18 protein-coding genes are annotated in these 16,524 nt (G+C 65.7%); 16 read left to right on the forward strand and 2 right to left on the reverse strand.

Going from position 1 to position 16,524, the window contains the following annotated elements; translation table 11 throughout:
• The first annotated feature begins 12 nt into the window (after nucleotides 1–12).
• The 13 genes from hisS to GOQ09_RS11605 all read left to right on the forward strand — a co-directional run bounded on the left by hisS (nucleotide 13) and on the right by GOQ09_RS11605 (nucleotide 12,585).
• On the forward strand, nucleotides 13–1,323 hold the full coding sequence (gene hisS / locus GOQ09_RS11545) for a histidine--tRNA ligase (protein WP_157613548.1): 1,311 nt from the start codon (nucleotides 13–15) through the stop codon (nucleotides 1,321–1,323).
• 5 nt (nucleotides 1,324–1,328) lie between these two features.
• Nucleotides 1,329–2,021, forward strand: a complete 693-nt coding sequence (locus tag GOQ09_RS11550; RefSeq protein ID WP_157613549.1) for a YfgM family protein — start codon at nucleotides 1,329–1,331, stop codon at nucleotides 2,019–2,021.
• 12 nt (nucleotides 2,022–2,033) lie between these two features.
• Entirely contained in the window at nucleotides 2,034–3,176 is a 1,143-nt protein-coding gene (gene bamB, locus GOQ09_RS11555; protein ID WP_157613550.1) for an outer membrane protein assembly factor BamB, read from the forward strand.
• A 48-nt stretch (nucleotides 3,177–3,224) separates the two neighbouring features.
• Nucleotides 3,225–4,568 carry a ribosome biogenesis GTPase Der gene (der, locus tag GOQ09_RS11560; protein ID WP_126747287.1) on the forward strand — a complete coding sequence of 448 codons (1,344 nt, stop codon included), beginning with the start codon at nucleotides 3,225–3,227 and terminating at the stop codon, nucleotides 4,566–4,568.
• A gap of 164 nt (nucleotides 4,569–4,732) precedes the next feature.
• On the forward strand, nucleotides 4,733–4,978 hold the full coding sequence (gene hfq / locus GOQ09_RS11565; protein ID WP_012747311.1) for an RNA chaperone Hfq: 246 nt from the start codon (nucleotides 4,733–4,735) through the stop codon (nucleotides 4,976–4,978).
• 54 nt (nucleotides 4,979–5,032) lie between these two features.
• Nucleotides 5,033–6,202 (forward strand): GTPase HflX, encoded by a 1,170-nt coding sequence (gene hflX / locus GOQ09_RS11570; protein ID WP_157613551.1) that lies wholly within the window; start codon nucleotides 5,033–5,035, stop codon nucleotides 6,200–6,202.
• 74 nt (nucleotides 6,203–6,276) lie between these two features.
• On the forward strand, nucleotides 6,277–7,641 hold the full coding sequence (hflK, locus tag GOQ09_RS11575; protein ID WP_157616669.1) for an FtsH protease activity modulator HflK: 1,365 nt from the start codon (nucleotides 6,277–6,279) through the stop codon (nucleotides 7,639–7,641).
• A 16-nt stretch (nucleotides 7,642–7,657) separates the two neighbouring features.
• Nucleotides 7,658–8,560: a protease modulator HflC gene (gene hflC, locus GOQ09_RS11580; protein ID WP_157613552.1), complete on the forward strand. Its 903-nt coding sequence runs from the start codon at nucleotides 7,658–7,660 to the stop codon at nucleotides 8,558–8,560.
• Between the two features lie 19 nt (nucleotides 8,561–8,579).
• On the forward strand, nucleotides 8,580–8,768 hold the full coding sequence (locus tag GOQ09_RS11585) for a DUF2065 domain-containing protein (RefSeq protein WP_126747290.1): 189 nt from the start codon (nucleotides 8,580–8,582) through the stop codon (nucleotides 8,766–8,768).
• A 44-nt stretch (nucleotides 8,769–8,812) separates the two neighbouring features.
• Entirely contained in the window at nucleotides 8,813–9,973 is a 1,161-nt protein-coding gene (locus tag GOQ09_RS11590) for an ATP phosphoribosyltransferase regulatory subunit (protein WP_157613553.1), read from the forward strand.
• Nucleotides 9,974–9,996: 23 nt separating this feature from the next.
• A complete protein-coding gene (locus tag GOQ09_RS11595; protein WP_157613554.1) occupies nucleotides 9,997–11,328 on the forward strand; it encodes an adenylosuccinate synthase in 1,332 nt (443 codons plus the stop codon).
• An 18-nt stretch (nucleotides 11,329–11,346) separates the two neighbouring features.
• Nucleotides 11,347–11,871 carry a phosphoribosyltransferase gene (locus tag GOQ09_RS11600; RefSeq protein WP_157613555.1) on the forward strand — a complete coding sequence of 175 codons (525 nt, stop codon included), beginning with the start codon at nucleotides 11,347–11,349 and terminating at the stop codon, nucleotides 11,869–11,871.
• 180 nt (nucleotides 11,872–12,051) lie between these two features.
• Nucleotides 12,052–12,585 (forward strand): hemerythrin domain-containing protein, encoded by a 534-nt coding sequence (locus GOQ09_RS11605; protein ID WP_157613556.1) that lies wholly within the window; start codon nucleotides 12,052–12,054, stop codon nucleotides 12,583–12,585.
• A 29-nt stretch (nucleotides 12,586–12,614) separates the two neighbouring features.
• Here the strand turns inward: GOQ09_RS11605 and GOQ09_RS11610 are convergent, their stop codons facing one another.
• Together GOQ09_RS11610 and GOQ09_RS11615 are read right to left on the reverse strand one after the other, a co-directional pair.
• Nucleotides 12,615–13,067, reverse strand: a complete 453-nt coding sequence (locus GOQ09_RS11610) for a VOC family protein (RefSeq protein WP_157613557.1) — start codon at nucleotides 13,065–13,067, stop codon at nucleotides 12,615–12,617.
• Between the two features lie 63 nt (nucleotides 13,068–13,130).
• Entirely contained in the window at nucleotides 13,131–13,997 is an 867-nt protein-coding gene (locus tag GOQ09_RS11615; protein ID WP_207309947.1) for a helix-turn-helix domain-containing protein, read from the reverse strand.
• Between the two features lie 53 nt (nucleotides 13,998–14,050).
• Here GOQ09_RS11615 and GOQ09_RS11620 point away from each other — a divergent pair, with 53 nt between their 5' ends.
• The 3 genes from GOQ09_RS11620 (at nucleotide 14,051) to GOQ09_RS11630 (ending at nucleotide 16,498) form a co-directional block, all read left to right on the forward strand.
• Complete coding sequence (locus GOQ09_RS11620) at nucleotides 14,051–15,244, forward strand: PLP-dependent transferase (protein WP_157613558.1); 1,194 nt, start codon at nucleotides 14,051–14,053, stop codon at nucleotides 15,242–15,244.
• Nucleotides 15,245–15,259: 15 nt separating this feature from the next.
• Nucleotides 15,260–16,225, forward strand: coding sequence for a hypothetical protein (locus GOQ09_RS11625; protein ID WP_157613559.1), 966 nt, complete (start codon nucleotides 15,260–15,262; stop codon nucleotides 16,223–16,225).
• A gap of 69 nt (nucleotides 16,226–16,294) precedes the next feature.
• Complete coding sequence (locus tag GOQ09_RS11630; protein WP_126747299.1) at nucleotides 16,295–16,498, forward strand: hypothetical protein; 204 nt, start codon at nucleotides 16,295–16,297, stop codon at nucleotides 16,496–16,498.
• The last annotated feature ends 26 nt before the right edge of the window (nucleotides 16,499–16,524 follow it).

The raw sequence follows: 16,524 nt of genomic DNA on the forward strand, positions 1-16,524 counted from the left end.
CTCCGCAGACTCATGGCTGAAAAATTGAATGCCGTCAAAGGCATGAACGACATATTGCCGTCCGAATCGGCGCGCTGGGAGTGGCTGGAGGCCACCGTGCGCGACCTGATGGGGCGCTTTGCATACCGCAACGTGCGCACGCCGATCCTGGAGCGCACGGCCTTGTTCGTGCGCGGCATCGGCGAGGTGACCGACATCGTCGAGAAGGAGATGTACTCCTTTGAAGATCGCGCCGACAAGCACGGCAAGTTCGAGCATCTCACCATGCGTCCCGAGAACACCGCCGGCCTGGTGCGCGCGGTGATCGAGCACAACATGCTGTACGAAGGCCCCAAGCGGCTCTGGTACACCGGACCGATGTTCCGCCGCGAGAACGTGCAGCGTGGACGCTTCCGCCAGTTCCACCAGATCGGCGCGGAAGCCCTGGGCTTTGCAGGCCCTGACGTCGATGCGGAGCTGATCCTGCTGGCCAATGCGCTCTGGAAGGCCATTGGCTTGACCGACGTGCGGCTCGAACTCAACAGCCTGGGCCAACCCGCCGAGCGCGCGCTGCACCGCGCCCAACTCATTGCCCATTTCGAGAAGCATGCCGACAAGCTCGACGAGGACGGCAAGCGCCGCCTGCACAGCAATCCGCTGCGCATTCTCGACACCAAGAATCCGGCCATGAAGGACGTCGTCGAATCGGCACCGAAGCTGATCGACTTTCTCGGGGCTGAATCGCTTGCGCACTTCGAGGGACTGCAAGCCATCCTCAAGGCCAACGACATCGCATTCACGATCAACCCGCGTTTGGTGCGCGGACTCGACTACTACAACCTCAGCGTGTTCGAGTTCGTGACCGACCGGCTGGGTTCGCAGGGGACGGTGTGTGCCGGCGGCCGCTACGACGACCTGATTGCGCAAATCGGCGGCAAGCCGGCGCCGGCCGTGGGATGGGCAATGGGCGTCGAGCGCGTGCTCGATCTGCTGAAGGAGCAGGGCGCCGAGGTTTCCGCGCCCGCACCCGATGCCTATGCCGTGGTGCCTGATGCCGCGTCGATGCCTGTTGTGTTGCGTACCCTGCAGCAGTTGCGTGAGTCGGGTGTCAGCGTGCAGATGCATGCGGCCACGGCGGACGGCCTGAGCAGCTTCAAGGCACAGATGAAGAAAGCCGATGCCAGTGGCGCCACCTATGCGCTGATTTTCGGCGCCGATGAACTTGCGCGCGGCGAAGTGACTCTCAAGTCGTTGCGCGACGGAAGCGGTGCGCAGAGCGCCCGCGCTCTTGCCGAAGTGGCCACCTGGGCCGCCACCCTACAATCGCCGGCTCCCAACACCTGATACGCATGGCAACCCATCTCGATCTCGACGAACAGGAACAGCTCGACCAGCTCAAGCATTTCTGGAACACCTACGGCACCCTGATCACCTGGGTGGTATTGCTTGCGGCCGGAGCCTTCGTGGCCTGGAACGGCTGGCAATATTTCCAGCGCAGCAAGGCGGCGCAAGCCGCAGCGCTCTACGACGAGGTCGAGCGCAGCGCGCAGTCCGGCGACGTGGAACGCATCCAGCGCGTGCTGGGCGACATGAAAGAGCGCTTCGCCAAGACGGCCTATGCGCAGCAGGCCGGCCTTCTCGCCGCCAAGGCGCTGTACGAGAAGGGCAATCTGGACGCTTCGCGCGCAGCCCTTGGCTGGGTTGCCGAAAGCGCTGTCGATCCGGGCTACAAGGCGGTGGCCAAGCTCCGGCTGGCGGCCGAACTGCTCGACAGCAAGTCGTATGACGAAGCGCTCAAGCAACTCTCCGGCGACGTGCCCAGGGAATTCGAGCCGCTCGTGGCCGATCGCAAGGGCGACATCTACATGGCCCAGGGCAAGCGCAACGAAGCGCAGGCCGAATACCGCAAGGCCTGGACCGGCCTTGGCGCGACGTCCGACTACCGGCGCCTCGTCGAATTCAAGCTCAATGCCTCCGGCGTCGATCCGAAGAGCCTGGCACCCGTGATCACGGTCACGCCGGCAGCCCCCCAAAAATCCTGATCGCATCGCATTATGAATTTCAAGCGTTTCATGCCTGAGTCGTCTGTCCTGCGTGCGGGTTCGGCTATTGTTCTGGCCGCCATGTTGGCCGCCTGCTCCGGCACCAGCAAGCCCAAGCCCGCCGAATTGCCGCCGAATCCCGCCTTGTTTGGGGTGCGCCAGGCCTGGAACGTGCGCATTCCCGCCGTGAGCTTCCCGCTCGCAGTCGATGTCAGCGGCGACATCGTGACCGTGGCGGGCACCGACGGCACCGTGGTCGCCATCGATGCCCGTGCCGGCCGCGAAACATGGCGCGGCAACGTCGGCGCCAAGCTGGCGGCAGGCGTCGGCAGCGACGGTTCGCTGGCCGCTGTCGTCACCGCTGACAACGAACTGGTCGCCATCGAAGGCGGCAAGGTCCTCTGGAAGCAGCGCCTCTCGGCCCAGGCCTTTACCGCGCCTCTGGTGGCTGGCCGGCGTGTCTTCGTGCAAACGGCCGACCGCAGCATCAGCGCCTGGGATGGCCAGAGCGGCCGCCGCCTCTGGCTGCAGCAGCGCACCGCCGAAAACCTGGTGCTCAAGAAGTCGGGCGTGCTGATCGCGGTGGGCGACACGCTGGTGTCGGGCATCGGCGGCCGCCTGGTCGGCATGAACCCGGGCAACGGCACTTCGCGCTGGGAAGCGCCGATTGCCGCACCTCGCGGCACCAACGACGTCGAGCGCCTGGTCGACCTGACCGGCAGCGTGAGCCGTGTCGGTGACACCGTCTGCGCCCGGGCCTACTACGCCAACGTCGGCTGCGTCGACACCATTCGCGGCCAGCTGCTCTGGACCAAGCCGGCTTCCGGCGCCGAAGGCGTGAGCGGCGACGAAAGCTTTGTGTACGGCACCGAATCGGACGGCAGCGTCACGGCATGGCGCCGCGCCGATGGTGAGCGCGCCTGGCAATCGACGCGCTTCAAGAACCGCGTCCTGACCGGCCCGCTGGCCGTGGGGCGTTCGCTCGTCATTGGCGAAAGCACCGGAACGCTGCACTTCGTCTCGCGCGAAGACGGCTCACTGCTCAATCGCGTCACGCCCGACGGCTCCGCCATCGGCGTCACCCCGGTGATGGCCGGCAATACGGTTGTCGTCGTGACGGCCAACGGCGGTGTGTTTGGCTATCGCCCTGAATAACTTTCTCGAAGGCCCGCCCATGAAAACCGCGCCAATGAAAGGCCGGCCATGAAGCCGGTCGTGGCCCTGGTCGGGCGTCCCAACGTCGGCAAGTCGACCCTTTTCAACCGCCTGACGCAGACGCGCGACGCCATCGTCGCCGACTTTGCGGGGCTCACGCGCGACCGCCACTACGGCAACGGCCGGCTGGGCAAGCACGAGTTCATCGTGATCGACACCGGCGGCTTCGAGCCCGATGCCGGCAGCGGCATCTACAAGGAAATGGCCAAGCAGACGCGGCAGGCCGTGGCCGAGGCCGACGTGGTGATCTTCGTCGTCGACGCGCGCGAAGGCCTTTCGGCGCAAGACCACGACATTGCCAACGAATTGCGCAGGCTGGGCAAGCCGTGCGTGCTGGCGGCCAACAAGGCTGAAGGCATGCATGACGGCACCAAGCTCGTCGACTTCTACGAGTTGGGCTTTGGCGACGTGCACGGCGTTTCCGCCGCGCACGGGCAGGGCATGCGCGACCTGGTCGAACTGGCGCTCGCGCCGCTCAACCTGCCGGATCCCGAAGACGACACCGACGAAGACGACGTCAACAAGCCGATCAAGCTGGCCGTGGCCGGACGGCCCAACGTCGGCAAGTCCACGCTGATCAACACCTGGCTTGGCGAAGAGCGCCTGGTGGCCTTCGACATGCCGGGCACCACACGCGATGCCATTTCGGTGCCGTTCGAGCGTAACGGCCAGCGCTTCGAGCTCATCGACACGGCCGGCCTGCGCCGCAAGGGCAAGGTGTTCGAAGCAATCGAGAAGTTCTCGGTGGTCAAGACGCTGCAGGCCATCGAGTCGGCCAACGTGGTGCTGTTGCTGCTCGATGCCACCCAGGGCGTGACCGACCAGGACGCGCACATTGCCGGCTACATCCTCGAAAGCGGACGGGCGGTGGTGATTGCCATCAACAAGTGGGACGCGGTCGACAGCTACCAGCGCGAGCAGATCCAGCGCCAGATCGAAACCCGCCTGCCGTTCCTCAAGTTCGCATCGCTGCATTTCATCTCGGCCATCAAGCGCCAGGGTCTCGGCCCGGTATGGCAGGCGATTGCGCAGGCCCATAAATCGGCCACCCGCAAGATGTCCACACCCGTGCTGACCCGGCTGCTGCTGGAGGCGGTGCAGTTCCAGTCGCCCAAGCGCGCGGGCATGTTCCGCCCCAAGCTGCGCTATGCGCACCAGGGCGGCATGAACCCGCCGGTGATCATCATTCACGGCAATTCGCTGGAGCACGTGACCGAGGCGTACAAGCGCTTTCTCGAAGGGCGCTTCCGCAAGGAATTCGACCTCGTGGGCACGCCCTTGCGCATTCAGTTCAAGAGCTCGCAGAATCCCTTTGCGGACAAGGACGACTGAGCGCGCTTGTCGACCGATGGCAGCCGATGAGCTGCGGCTGCGCTGGAAGTTCCGGCTTTTGAGAGACGTTATTTTTCAAAGGCTTTTGACCCCGCCTGCTGCGGCGCAGAAACCCTGTGTTAAGGTCATCTCTCCAACAACTACTCTTGAACACGGAGAATATCGTGAGCAATAAAGGGCAACTTCTACAAGACCCGTTTCTGAACACCCTGCGTCGCGAGCATGTGCCGGTTTCCATTTACTTGGTGAACGGTATCAAGCTGCAGGGCCAGATCGAGTCTTTCGACCAGTACGTCGTGTTGCTTCGCAACACGGTGACACAAATGGTCTACAAGCACGCCATTTCCACTATCGTGCCGGGTCGTGCCGTCAACTTCTCGGCTGCCGAGAACGACGACGCCGCAGCCTGATCGCGCGGAGCGCGGCGGTACCCACCGCCGCGCTTTTTCCATATTTGATCCCGCTTGTCTGAACTGAACTCCCGCCAGGAAGGCGCCGCCGTTCTCGTCGGCGTCGATTTCGGGCTGCCCCATTTCGACAGCGAACTCGAGGAACTCGGCCTGCTCGCACAGACCGCGGGCCTGGAGCCTGTCGCCCGACTCATCTGCAAACGCAAGGCGCCCGACGCAGCGCTCTTCGTCGGAAGCGGCAAAGCCGATGAAATCAAGGAACTGGCTGCAATGCACCAGGCCAGCGAGGTCATCTTCGACCAGTCGCTGAGCCCCGCGCAGCAGCGCAATCTCGAGCGCCAGCTCGACGTGGCGGTGTATGACCGCACCTTCCTTATTCTGGAAATCTTCGCGCAGCGTGCCCGCTCCCATGAGGGCAAGCTCCAAGTCGAGCTGGCGCGACTGCAATACCTCAGCACGCGCCTGGTTCGCCGCTGGTCCCACCTGGAGCGCCAGACTGGCGGCGCCGGTGTGCGAGGCGGCCCCGGTGAAAAGCAGATCGAGCTCGACCGCCGGATGATCAGCGAGTCGATCAAGCGCACGCGCGAGCGCCTCGCCAAGGTGCAGAAGCAGCGCGGAACGCAGCGCCGCCAGCGCGAGCGCCGCGAGACCTTCAACATCTCGCTCGTGGGCTATACCAACGCAGGCAAGTCTTCGCTGTTCAATGCACTGGTGAAAGCCCGCGCGTATGCGGCCGACCAGCTTTTTGCAACGCTCGACACCACCACGCGCAACCTGTACCTGGGCGACGCCCGCCGGCAGGTTTCCATTTCAGACACCGTCGGCTTCATTCGCGACTTGCCTCACGGCCTGGTCGACGCGTTCAAGGCCACCCTGCAAGAGGCGGTCGACGCCGACTTGCTCCTGCACGTGGTCGATGCCTCCAACCCGCATTTCCCCGAGCAGATGGCCGAAGTGCAGTCGGTTCTTCGCGACATCGGGGCCGATGCCGTTCCGCAGCTTCTGGTGTTCAACAAGCTCGACGCCCTTGAAACTGCACAGCATCCGCTGCATCTGCAGGACGAGATGGAAATCGACGGCGTGCAGGTTCCGCGCATCTTCCTGAGTGCGCGAAGCGGCGAGGGCGTTCCCCTGCTGCGAGCCGAACTGGCCCGCCGGTCGGGTTCCGTGGGCGATACGATGACCCCAGAAGCCGACACTGAATTGCACGATACCGCCAATTGATTGGGCACAATCCCGCCACTGACAAGAGAACGAAGCGAATGAATGCAAAGCCAGCGTGGAGAGGGTTTCTGGGCATGTTCAACCTGAACGATGGCCGGTGGGGGCGTGGCGATGAGCCCGCATCCAACGGCGACCGCCCGACCGGCAACCGACCTCCCGACGCAGACCCACCGGGCGCCCCGACGCCCCCGCCTTCGGGCAACAGCAACCAGAACAACGGCAACCGCCCTCGCGGGCAGGGCCCCAACCAGGGGCCGCCGGATCTCGACGAACTCTGGCGCGACCTCAATCGCAAGCTCGGCGGCTTCTTCGGTGGCAAGGGTGGCGGCAACCGCCCCAGCGGCAACGATGGCGGCGGTAACGGCTACAGGCCCGACATGAAGAATGCGGGCTTCGGCATCGGCCTCGTGGCCATCGTGGCCGTTCTCATCTGGCTGGGTACCGGCTTCTTCATCGTGAACGAAGGCCAGCAGGCCGTGGTTACCCAATTCGGCCGCTACAAGGCGACGGTGGGCGCGGGCTTCAACTGGCGCCTGCCGTACCCGATCCAGCGCCACGAAGTTGTCGTGGTCACGCAGATCCGTTCCACCGACGTGGGCCGCGACGCCATCGTGCGCACGACGGGCCTGCGCGAGTCGGCCATGCTGACCGAGGACGAGAACATCGTCGAAATCAAGTTTGCCGTGCAGTACCGCCTGAGCGATGCGCGCGCCTACCTGTACGAGAGCAAGTCGCCCACGGAAACGGTGGTGCAAGTGGCCGAAACCGCCGTGCGCGAAGTGGTCGGCAAGATGAAGATGGATGCGGCCCTTGCCGAGGAGCGCGACCAGATCGCGCCTCGCGTGCGCGCGCTGATGCAGACCATCCTCGACCGCTACAAGGTCGGCGTCGAGGTGGTCAACATCAACTTGCAGCAGGGTGGCGTTCGCCCGCCCGAGCAGGTGCAGTCCGCATTCGACGACGTGCTCAAGGCCGGACAGGAACGCGAGCGCGCCAAGAACGAAGCCCAGGCCTATGCCAACGACGTGGTGCCGCGTGCAACGGGTACCGCATCGCGCCTGAAGGAAGAGTCCGAGGCCTACAAGGCGCGTATCGTCGCGCAGGCGCAAGGCGATGCAGGCCGCTTCGCCGCCGTGCTGGCCGAATACCAGAAGGCCCCGCAAGTCACGCGCGACCGCATGTACACCGACGCCATGCAGCAGATCTACGCCAGCACCACCAAGGTGCTGGTCGACACCAAGCAAGGCTCCAACCTGCTGTACCTCCCGCTGGACAAGCTCATGCAGATGAGCGGCAACAACCAGGCAACGCCGGTCGATGCAGCCAGCCCCAGCGTGGCCGGCACCGCGCCCGCCCAGTCCTCGGTGATTCCCGTGGCCCCCTCCGCCGGCGACAACCGCGCCCGCGACGGCCGTTCGCGCGACCGCGACGTGCGTTGAAAAGGCTAAGAAGAACATGAACAGAATCGGATTCATCGCCTCGTCGATCCTCGTGCTGCTGGTGCTGCTGAGCTCGACCCTCTTCGTGGTCGACCAGCGCCAGTTCGGCGTGGTGTACGCCCTGGGGCAGATCAAGCAGGTCATTACCGAGCCAGGCTTGCATTTCAAGCTGCCGCCGCCGCTGCAGAACGTCTCGTACATCGACAAGCGCCTGCTCACGCTGTCCAGCCTCGACACCGAGCCCATGCTCACGGCCGAGAAGCAGCGCGTGGTGATCGACTGGTATGTGCGCTGGCGCATCACCGATCCGCAGGCCTACATCCGCAACGTCGGCCTCGACGAGAGCGCGGGCGCCACGCAGCTCAACCGCGTGGTTCGCAATGCCTTCCAGGAAAACATCAACAAGCGCACCGTGCGCGACCTGATCTCCGTGCGCCGCGAGGCGCTCATGTCCGACGTGCAGCGCGAAGTGCTGGCCGTGGTGAAGGGTGCCAAGCCTTGGGGCGTGGACGTGATCGACGTGCGCATCACGCGTGTCGACTACGTGGAAGCGATCACCGAATCGGTCTACCGCCGCATGGAGGCCGAGCGCAAGCGCGTTGCCAACGAGCTGCGTTCGACCGGTTTTGCCGAAGGCGAAAAGATCCGCGCCGACGCCGACCGCCAGCGCGAAGTGATCGTGGCCAACGCCTACCGCGACGCCCAGAAGATCAAGGGCGAGGGCGATGCCCAGGCCGCCGCTGCCTACAGCGAGGCCTTCGGCCGCGATGCGCAGTTCGCGCAGTTCTATCGCAGCCTCGAAGCCTACAAGCAGAGCTTCAACAAGAAGAGCGACGTGATGGTGCTCGATCCGTCGTCCGACTTCTTCCGCGCCATGCAGAGCGCCGGCACGCCAGCAGGCAACGCGCCGCGCCGCTGATCCGTCGGCCGGCTTCGTCGTGAGCGCCGAAATCTTCTGGAGCGCGCTGGCGCTCGTGCTGGTGATCGAAGGCATCCTGCCTTTCGTGTCGCCGGGCGGGTGGCGGCGCGGCTTCGGCCAGCTGATGCAGCTGCGCGACGGACAGCTGCGTTTCTTCGGACTTTGCAGCATCTTGCTGGGTTTGCTCCTCCTTTGGGTTTTGGGGTAGCTCGGTCCCGGTAGAATCCCGGTTTAACCACGCCCCCGATCCCCATGTCCGCCTGGGTCCTCCCGGATCACATTGCCGATGTGCTGCCTTCCGAGGCGCGCCACATCGAAGAACTTCGACGCCAGCTGCTCGATACCGCCCGTGGCTATGGCTACGAGCTGGTGATGCCGCCGCTGCTCGAGCATCTCGAGTCGTTGCTGTCGGGCACCGGCGAGGCGCTCGACCTCCAAACCTTCAAGCTCGTCGACCAGCTCTCCGGCCGCAGCATGGGCCTTCGTGCCGACACCACCCCCCAGGTGGCGCGCATCGACGCCCACTTGCTGAACCGCGAGGGCGTGGCGCGCCTGTGCTACTGCGGGCCGGTGCTCCATACCCGCCCCGACCGGCCGCATGCCACGCGCGAGCCCCTGCAGTTCGGCGCCGAAATCTATGGCCATGCCGGGCTCGAAGCCGACACCGAAACCCTGCTGCTAGCACTCGATTGCCTTCATGCGGCCGGCGTCGGCAATGGGCTGATCGTCGACCTGGCGGACGCGCGCATCGTGCGGGCGCTGTTTGCCGGCGTGCCGGTCGATGCCTCGGTGCTGGCGCGCGTGCACGCGGCGCTGGTTGCCAAGGACGCGAGCGAGTTGCATGCGCTCACGCGCAACTTCCCGGCGCCGTCGCGCGACGGCTTGCGCGCCCTGGTTCAACTGTACGGCGATGCGTCGGTGCTCGACGAGGCTGCCAAGGCCCTCAAGGGCACCCCCGCCGTGAGCGCGGCGCTCGCCGGCCTGAAGAAGCTTGCCGACAGCCTGCAGGGCGACTCGGGGCGGCAGATCAGCTTCGACCTTGCCGACCTGCGCGGCTACGCCTACTACAGCGGCATGCGGTTCGGCATCTATGTGCCGGGTGCGGCCGATGCGCTGGTGCGCGGCGGCCGCTACGACGAAGTCGGTGCCGTGTTCGGCCGCAACCGCCCCGCGGTCGGCTTCAGCCTCGACGTGCGCGAACTGGTCGGCGTGCTGCCGGCGCGGCCGCTGCGCGCGGCCATCCGTGCCCCGTGGAGCGACGCCGCCGGCCTGCGCCAGGCCATTGCCGGGCTGCGCAAGGCCGGCGAAACCGTGGTCTGCGTACTGCCCGGCCACGGCAGCGAAATCGATGAATTCCATTGCGACCGCGAGCTCGTCGAGCAAGCAGGGCAGTGGCAAGTCCGAGCCATCTGAATTTTTGAAGTAATGGAACGAGCATGAGCGTAACCACCGGAAGAAACGTGGTCGTCGTCGGTACCCAGTGGGGCGACGAAGGCAAGGGCAAGCTGGTCGATTGGCTGACGGAAAGCGCCCAGGGCGTGGTCCGCTTCCAGGGCGGCCACAACGCGGGCCACACGCTGGTCATCAACGGTGTGAAAACCGCGTTGCACCTGATTCCGAGCGGCATCATGCGCCCGGGCGTCAAGTGCTACATCGGCAACGGCGTGGTGCTGTCGGCGGCCAAGCTCTTCGAGGAAATCGAAGGCCTGGAGAAAGCGGGCGTCGAAGTGCGTTCGCGCCTGCGTATCAGCGAGGCATGCCCGCTGATCCTGCCGTTCCACGCCGCGCTCGACATCGCGCGCGAGACCTACCGCGAAAAGGGTGGCGTTGAGAAGATCGGCACCACCGGCCGCGGCATCGGCCCGGCCTACGAAGACAAGATCGCCCGCCGTGCGCTGCGCGTGCAAGACCTGAAGCACCCCGACCGCTTTGCAACCAAGCTGCGCGTGCTGCTCGATCTGCATAACCACGTGCTGACCCAGGTGCTCGGCGCGCCCGCCATCGACTTCGACCTGGTGTTCGACGAAGCCATGCGCCATGCCGCGCTGCTCAAGCCGATGATGGCCGACGTGTCGCGCGAACTGAACGATGCGCACAAAGCCGGTGCCAACCTGCTGTTCGAAGGCGCGCAAGGCACGTTGCTCGACGTCGACCACGGCACCTACCCGTACGTCACGTCCAGCAACTGCGTGGCCGGCAATGCCGCCGCAGGTTCGGGCGTGGGCCCGGGCATGCTGCACTACATCCTGGGCATCACCAAGGCCTACTGCACGCGCGTGGGCGGCGGTCCGTTCCCGACCGAACTCGACTGGGCGACGCCTGGCACCCCCGGCTATCACATGAGTACCGTAGGCGCCGAAAAGGGCGTGACCACGGGCCGCAGCCGCCGCTGCGGCTGGTTCGACGCCGCGTTGCTCAAGCGCTCGGCGCAGGTCAACGGCCTGTCGGGCCTGTGCATCACCAAGCTCGACGTGCTGGACGGCCTCGAAAAGCTCGAGCTGTGCACCGGCTACGAACTCGACGGCGAAACGACTGACATCCTGCCGATGGGTGCGGACGAGATCGAACGCTGCACGCCCATCTACGAAACCCTCGAAGGCTGGAGCGAAAGCACCGTCGGCGTCACGCAGTACGACAAGCTGCCCGTCAATGCGCGGCTCTACCTGCAGCGCATCGAGCAAATCACGGGCGTGCCGATCCACATGGTGTCGACCAGCCCTGATCGCGATCACACGATCATGATGCGCCACCCTTATCTCGCCGACTGAACAGGAACGAACCAGACCATGTTGACCGAAGACGGCAAACATCTCTACGTCAGCTACGACGAGTACCACAACCTGATCGAGAAGCTCGCAATCAAGGTGCATCAGTCGGGCTGGGAGTTCGACACCATTCTTTGCCTCGCGCGCGGCGGCATGCGCCCCGGCGACGTGCTCTCGCGCATCTTCAGCAAGCCGCTCGCCATCATGTCGACCAGCTCGTACCGCGCCGACGCCGGTACGGTGCAGGGCCACCTCGACATTGCCCGCTACATCACCACGCCCAAGGGCGAGATCGCAGGCAAGGTGCTGCTGGTGGACGACCTGGCCGATTCGGGCCACACGCTGCATGCGGTGATGGACATGCTGCGCAACAACTACAAGCCGATCACCGAACTGCGCAGCGCGGTGCTCTGGACCAAGGCGCTGTCGACCTTCACGCCTGACTACTCGGTCGAGTACCTCGCGACCAACCCCTGGATCCACCAGCCCTTCGAAGGCTACGACTCGCTCGGGCCTGAAAAGCTGCTCGAGAAGTGGTCGGTCTGACCTGATCTTGCCCCCGGGCGGCGACTCATCAACAGCCCGGGCGCGCGCGCATGTAGGCGCACTGCGCGTATGCGTCACCATGGCTTGCAGTACCCGATGCAGCGATGTAGAACGATAGCGTTAAAGCTTGAAGTTCACAGGCAGTTTTGGAGCAGGGCAGCAGCTCCAAAGGAGTCAGGCATGTTGGCAGCAGAATGCGCGTGGGCCATCTTGCGCGCCGAGCACGTTCGCACCCGGGAATTGCTGGATTGCCTCCGCGAGGCGATGAAGGCAGGGGGCGAGGCGAGCGTTCGGCAACGCGCAACGTCCGCCATCGAGATCATCGAGCGGCTTCGGGCCTTCGAAGAAAACACGCATCGCCCCAAAGGCGTTGTGATGCTGAACATACTGCGCGGCAGGTCGCGCGAAGCCGACGAGCTCCTTGAGCAGCTCGATGCCGAGAGCGAGTGCTGCAATGGCCTCATCTCGCAGGCGACGCTGCTGCTCGAGCGGGCCCGGTCCGGCGACCCGGATGCGGCTGGACAGGCCGGGGCCCTGTTGCGGCAGCACCGGCAGTTCATGTCCACGCATCTGGACAAGGAAGACACGCTCCTGCATTCGCAAACCGCGCTGCTGCTCACGGCCGAGGAGTGGGCGACCGTGGTCTCGTCCATCTCGAAGGAAGTAGGCGCCGCGAGAAAGCGCGAGCATCGGCGCTTATCGGTGCGCGGGTAAGCCTCGCGAGGAGGCCCCGCGACCTCTGCCTACGCTCCGCTGGAATCGAACATCGCGGTGTAGCGCCGCTGCATCTCTTCCGGCGTCAGCTTCTCGATGCTGTGGCCCACGTTCCAGCGATGCCCGAACGGATCGCGGAACACGCCCGATCGCTCGCCGTAGAACTGGTCCTGCGGCGCCATGTCGAGCGTGGCGCCAGCCTCGACGGCCCGCGCCACCACGGCATCGGCGTCGTCCACGTGCAGATGCAGCGTGACCGCGGTGCCCCCGAGCGTCCTGGCGCTGTGGATGTTGTATTCGGCGAACTCGTCAGAAAGCATCAGGATCGCGCCGTTATGGAAGTCGAGTTCCGCATGCCCGATGCGGCCGTTCGGTTCGGTCAGCCGGAAGATCTCCTTGACCTCGAAGACCTTGCAGTAGAAGTCGATGGCGGCGCCTGCATCGTCGACGCAGAGGTATGGAAAAAGTTCGTGGATGGCCATGGTGGTTGCCTTTCGAGAGGGGGAACGCAGTTGTCGTGGCGCCGATTCTGGGCCGCTGCACCGCTAGCGTCTTGAACGAATTTGACCTGTTGTCGTGCCCGCCGGAACATGCCGCGGCGACGCGGCCCCCGCCCGCCGCCACGCCTGCGGCGACATGTCCGCCAGCGCTGAGAACTCGCGGCTCAGGTGCGCCTGGTCGCTGTAGCCGGCGGTGAGTGCAATCTCGGCCCAGCTTTGCGCGGGGTCGCCTGCCAGCGTCAGCGCACGATTGAAACGCATCACGCGTGCGTATTCCTTGGGGCTGAGGCCGATGGCGCCGCGAAAGAGCGCGATGAAGCGGCGGTGGCTGTACCCGCTGCGAGTTACCAGTCCCTCGATCGAAGGGCTTCCATGGGCCAGCGGTCCGAGAGTTGCGGCGATGCCCGGGTGCAGGCCGCGCAGACCGGCGCCGAACGAGTCGATGGCACGCTGCGCGAGCAAGGCTTCGAAGACTGTGAGCTGTCTGTCGAGGCCGCCCGCGGCATGAACCTGCTCGAGCGCGGCATCGGTCTGCCGCGCGCCCCACAACGCATCGAGCGGCGTGTGCTGGCTGGCCAGTGCGTCTTCCGGCGCACCCAGCAGGGCTCGGGCTGCGCCGGGCTGAAGCTGCGCGCCGACGGAGCGCGTGGCCACCGACACGTCGCGCATGTACGAGGCGGCGCGCGCGCCGCCGACGATCGCGTAACCGCAGGTCTGGCCGCGCGTGTCGTCAGCGCTACCGAATAACTTCAGCGGCGGACCCGACAAGCGGAACACCACGTGCATGCCGCCCGTAGGCAGCACGTGTTCGCGCGCGCCCGGCCGTTCGGTCGGCACGCCTTCAGGCGCCGAGGCCCACAGCAGCTTCACGAAGGGCTGCAGATGGGGAGGAGGAGGCCGCGTCAGCTGCATCAGCGCATTGTGAGGCGGAAGCCGCGGCAGCCCAGTCGCGCTAGCATTCACCCATGAGCAAGCCCTCCACGACCCTGATTCACCATCCCTACAAGCCGCCAGCCAACTTCGCTGCGCCGCAGCCGGGGATCTACAAGGCCTCGACCGTGTTCTTCGCCGACGTGGCCGCCATGCGCGCACGCGACTGGAAAACCAAGGCCGGCTACACCTACGGCCTGCACGGCACGCCGACCACCTTCACGCTCGAGGAACGCCTGGCCACGCTCGAAGGCGGCACCGAATGCCTGCTGGTGCCAAGCGGGCTTGCTGCCATCTCGCTGGTCGCCTTCGCTTTCCTGAAGAGCGGCGACGAGGTGCTGATTCCCGACAACGCCTACGGGCCCAACAAGGCGTTGGCGACCGGCGAATTAGCCAACTTCGGCATCACGCACCGCATGTACGACGCGATGAACCCGGCCGACCTGCAGGCCAAGCTCTCGGACCGTACGCGGCTCGTGTGGGTCGAGGCGGCGGGCTCGGTGACGATGGAGTTTCCCGACCTGCCGGCCCTGGTGGACGTCTGCCGCGCCCGCGGGGTGGTCACGGCGCTGGACAACACCTGGGGTGCGGGCCTGGCGTTTGCCCCCTTCGATTTCAACGGAAGCGGGCAGGGCGTCGACATCTCGGTGCATGCGCTCACCAAATACCCGAGCGGCGGCGGCGACGTGCTGATGGGCAGCGTGATTACGCGCGACGAGCGGCTGCACCGTGCCCTCAAGCTGACCCACATGCGCATGGGCTTTGGCGTGGGCGTGGGCGATGTGGAGACGCTGCTGCGTTCGCTGCCCAGCATCGGGCTGCGCTACGCCGCCCACGACCGCACCGCCCGAGAACTGGCACGTTGGCTCAGCGGCCGCGAAGAAATCGCCCAGGTGCTCCACCCGGCGCTGGAGGAGTCGCCGGGCCATACGAACTGGCGCGCCCTCTGCGGCGAAACCGACTTGGCCGCGGGCCTGTTCTCGGTCGTGTTCGACGCACGCTACAGCACCGAACAGGTCGACCGCTTCTGCGACAGCCTGAACCTGTTCCGTCTCGGCTACTCATGGGGCGGCCCGGTCAGCCTGGTGGTGCCCTACGACATCGGCCTGATGCGCGATGCGAACGTGGCTCCCTGGCCGCACAAGGGCACGCTCGTGCGCTTCTCGATCGGCCTGGAGGACGTGGAAGACCTGCGCGCCGACCTGCAGCAGGCGCTGCTGCAGATGTAGGCCTTGCCCAGGCGCATGGCAAGAAAAAATCGCAAGAGCCAGTCCATCGCCGCGTCCGCCGCGCGCGGCATGGCACCGGCACGCGCGGCCGATACCCATACCGCTGGGCCGCGCGTGCTCGAGGTTCCCGCGCACGTGCTGAAAGCGCTGGCAGGTGAGGGGCCGTTGGAGGGTGTGCCGGACCTCGCGGCCACCCGGCTCCTGCTCGGCGGGCTGGTGGCGATTTTCGCGTTGCTGGCGCTCTCCCTTGGGGCCGCGGTGCTGCTGCAGGACGACTGGTCGAACCTGCACGGCAACGAGGGGATCGTCGCGCTGGCCGTGCTCGCGCTTGTTGCCGGGCTGGGTGGCGGGCTCTGGTATCTGCTGCGGCAGTTTGCGCAGGTGGGCCAGGGCTCGATCCGGATCGACGCCGAAGGCATGCGTTGGGGCGATCCCGCGTCGCCGCAGGCCGTGGCCTGGCGCGAGGTCTGCCGCGGGCGCGCCGGCCTGCAGGATGTGAAAACCGAATTCACTTCGAGCGATGCGATCGTCAAGCGGCTTGTCTTCCAGCGGGCCGCAGGCGGCGGCGAAACCATCGATGTGAAGCTGCCCCTGGCGCTGACCATGGACGCCCCGCGCGTGGTGCGCTTTCGCAACCGCGCCGCGCTCCTGCGTGCGTTGCTCCTGCGGCTCGCCACGCAGCCCCGGCCGCGCCTGCGCTTTGCCGCCGAGGTGTTCATCGACGCCGGCATCGATCCGCAAACCTGGGAGCCCATGCTGGCGCCAAGGCGCTGGATGTGGCTTTCGTCCCTTGCCGCGCTGCTGCCGGTGTTGGCCGTGTTTCTCTTCTGGCCTCTGGGCGAACACGTCGGCTGGATGATTGCGGCCCTGGTCCTGGCGATGGTGGCCGGCGCCGGTGCCATGGGCTGGTTCATGGACCAGCGCTATCCGGGTTTGCAAGGTGTGTTCGAGTTCGAAACACCCTCCGGCCCCATGCCTTGAGACCGCACCGTTATCGCTTACAGTAGGCTACGCACAGTCACCGTGACTGTCTCGCCTCAAGGAGAAGCAGTGGCAACACCAAATTACGGCTACGAAAAGCGCCAGAAGGAGCTGGCCAAGAAGAAGAAAAAGGAAGAGAAGCTCCGCGAGAAGGCCAATCGCAAGCTCTCTCCAAGCAGCGAAGGACTCGCCCCGGGCGACCCGGAAACCGATGTGGCCTCGCTCGAACGCGACCCGCCGACGGTGCCCGAGCTGCCGACCAAGAACGGCTGATTCGCCGATCGACACTTTCGACAAAA

The organism is Variovorax paradoxus (genome assembly GCF_009755665.1).
Classification (GTDB): Bacteria; Pseudomonadota; Gammaproteobacteria; order Burkholderiales; family Burkholderiaceae_C; genus Variovorax; species Variovorax paradoxus_G.

What these genes read in the sequence shown, in the direction of transcription:
- hisS (WP_157613548.1), top strand. Translation starts at nt 13, where the DNA reads ATGGCTGAAAAATTGAATGCCGTCAAAGGCATGAACGACATATTGCCG.
- GOQ09_RS11550 (WP_157613549.1), top strand. Translation starts at nt 1,329, where the DNA reads ATGGCAACCCATCTCGATCTCGACGAACAGGAACAGCTCGACCAGCTC.
- bamB (WP_157613550.1), top strand. Translation starts at nt 2,034, where the DNA reads ATGAATTTCAAGCGTTTCATGCCTGAGTCGTCTGTCCTGCGTGCGGGT.
- der (WP_126747287.1), top strand. Translation starts at nt 3,225, where the DNA reads ATGAAGCCGGTCGTGGCCCTGGTCGGGCGTCCCAACGTCGGCAAGTCG.
- hflK (WP_157616669.1), top strand. Translation starts at nt 6,277, where the DNA reads ATGTTCAACCTGAACGATGGCCGGTGGGGGCGTGGCGATGAGCCCGCA.
- hflC (WP_157613552.1), top strand. Translation starts at nt 7,658, where the DNA reads ATGAACAGAATCGGATTCATCGCCTCGTCGATCCTCGTGCTGCTGGTG.
- GOQ09_RS11590 (WP_157613553.1), top strand. Translation starts at nt 8,813, where the DNA reads ATGTCCGCCTGGGTCCTCCCGGATCACATTGCCGATGTGCTGCCTTCC.
- GOQ09_RS11595 (WP_157613554.1), top strand. Translation starts at nt 9,997, where the DNA reads ATGAGCGTAACCACCGGAAGAAACGTGGTCGTCGTCGGTACCCAGTGG.
- GOQ09_RS11600 (WP_157613555.1), top strand. Translation starts at nt 11,347, where the DNA reads ATGTTGACCGAAGACGGCAAACATCTCTACGTCAGCTACGACGAGTAC.
- GOQ09_RS11605 (WP_157613556.1), top strand. Translation starts at nt 12,052, where the DNA reads ATGTTGGCAGCAGAATGCGCGTGGGCCATCTTGCGCGCCGAGCACGTT.
- GOQ09_RS11610 (WP_157613557.1), bottom strand. Translation starts at nt 13,067, where the DNA reads ATGGCCATCCACGAACTTTTTCCATACCTCTGCGTCGACGATGCAGGC.
- GOQ09_RS11615 (WP_207309947.1), bottom strand. Translation starts at nt 13,997, where the DNA reads ATGCAGCTGACGCGGCCTCCTCCTCCCCATCTGCAGCCCTTCGTGAAG.
- GOQ09_RS11620 (WP_157613558.1), top strand. Translation starts at nt 14,051, where the DNA reads ATGAGCAAGCCCTCCACGACCCTGATTCACCATCCCTACAAGCCGCCA.
- GOQ09_RS11625 (WP_157613559.1), top strand. Translation starts at nt 15,260, where the DNA reads ATGGCAAGAAAAAATCGCAAGAGCCAGTCCATCGCCGCGTCCGCCGCG.